Source organism: Methylosoma difficile (assembly GCF_054657615.1).
In genome coordinates this window covers 1-2,046 of record NZ_BAAHYJ010000011.1, presented here as the reverse complement: position 1 = coordinate 2,046, position 2,046 = coordinate 1, and the positions used below count along the sequence as shown (strand labels likewise).

Annotated in this window: 1 pseudogene; it reads left to right on the top strand. The window is 58.5% G+C overall.

Annotated features, from left to right (window positions below):
- Window positions 1-10 precede the first annotated feature (10 nt).
- A pseudogene (locus ACYQ1O_RS16865) lies at window positions 11-2,046 on the top strand (hypothetical protein); the annotation flags it as partial.

The window sequence follows — 2,046 nt, the reverse complement described above, 5'->3', positions numbered from 1 at the left end:
GGTGGATGTGGTGCAAATATTTTCCACAAGCTATGCCTTTGCCGCCCTGCGTAGCGACGGCTCGATGGTCACTTGGGGGGAGAGTAGTTATGGCGGCGACAGCGGCGCGGTGGCGGCACAGATCAACGGCAACGTGGATGTGGTGCAAGTCTTTTCTTCTTACGGAGCCTTTGCCGCCCTGCGCAGCGACGGCTCGGTGGTCACTTGGGGGGATAGCACTTATGGGGGGGATAGCAGCGCAGTGGTGGCACAGCTCAATGGCAACGTGGATGTGCTACAAATCTTTTCCACAGACTCTGCCTTTGCCGCTCTATGCAGCGACGGCTCAGTGGTTACCTGGGGGTATAGCAGCTTAGGTGGCGACAGCAGCGCAGTGGCGTCACAGCTCAACGGCAGTGTGGATGTGCTGCAAATCTTTTCCACAAGCGCCGCTTTTGCCGCCCTGCGCAACGATGGCTCGGTGGTTACCTGGGGGGATAGCGGCTGGGGTGGCGACAGCAATGCGGTGGCGGCGCAGCTCAACGGTAGTGTGGATGTGGTGCAAATCTTTTCCACAAGCGCCGCTTTTGCCGCCCTGCGCAGCGACGGCTCGGTGGTCACTTGGGGGTTTAGCGATCTAGGCGGTGACAGCAGCGCGGTGGCGACGCAGCTTAACGGTACGCTGGATGTGGTGCAAATCTTTTCCACAGGCTATGCCTTTGCCGCCCTGCGCAGCGACGGTTCGGTGGTCACTTGGGGGTTTAGCAGCTTTGGCGGTGACAGCAACGCGGTGGCGGCGCAGCTCAACGGCACGGTGGACGTGGTGCAAATCTTTTCCACAGGCTTTGCCTTTGCCGCCCTGCGCAGCGACGGCTCGGTGGTCACTTGGGGGTTTAGCGCTTACGGCGGCGACAGCCGTGCGGTGGCGGCGCATCTGAACGGCACGGTGGATGTCGTGCAAGTTTTTTCCACTGGCCATGCTTTTGCCGCGCTGCGCAGCGACGGCTCGGTGGTCACTTGGGGGTTTAGCGCTTACGGCGGCGACAGCCGTGCGGTGGCGGCGCAGCTCAACGGTACGGTGGATGTGGTGCAAGTCTTTTCCACTGGCAGTGCCTTTGCCGCGCTGCGCAGCGACGGCTCGGTGGTCACTTGGGGGAGTAGCAATGGCGGCAACAGCAGTACAGTCGCCAGCCAGCTCAGCTCAGGTGTGGTCAGCGGTGCCAATATCTACACCAACGACATCTTCCACGCCGACCCCGACCAAATTCTCACAGGCACCAGCGGCAACGATCTGCTGAAAGGCGGAGATGGCAACGACACCCTTGACGGCGGCACAGGTGCAGATACCATGACCGGCGGCTTGGGCAACGACACTTACAGCGTCGACAACACGGGCGACACAGTGATTGAAACCTCCACCTTGGCGAATGAAATTGACACCGTCAACAGCAGCATTGCTTACACGCTGGGTGCGAACGTCGAAAACCTGACACTGACCGGCACCGCCGCCATCAATGCCACGGGCAACGCCCTAAACAACACGCTGGTTGGCAATGCTGCGGACAATGCCTTGAACGGCAAGGACGGTGCGGACACGCTGATTGGCGGCTTGGGCAATGACAGCTACACCGTAGACAACGCCCGTGACGTGGTAACGGAAACCTCAACACTCGCCACTGAAATTGATGCCGTCAACAGCAGCATTTCTTACAAGCTGGGTGCCAATGTCGAAAATCTGACCCTGACCGGCACCGCCACCATCAATGCCACGGGCAACTCCTTGAACAACACACTGATTGGCAATGCTGCCAATAACATCTTAGTGGGCGGTAGAGGCGACGATGTCATCAAAGGCGGATCTGGCAATGACACGATTACCGGTGGTGACGGCAATGACGTTTTAACCGGCGGCTTAGGGCAAGATATTTTCCGCCTCAACAATGCTTTAAACGCCACAACCAACGTCGACAAAATCACCGACTTTACGGTGGTTGATGACACCATTCAGCTGGGAAAAAGCATTTTTACCCAATTGACTACTACCGGCATATTAGCCGCCGACAATTT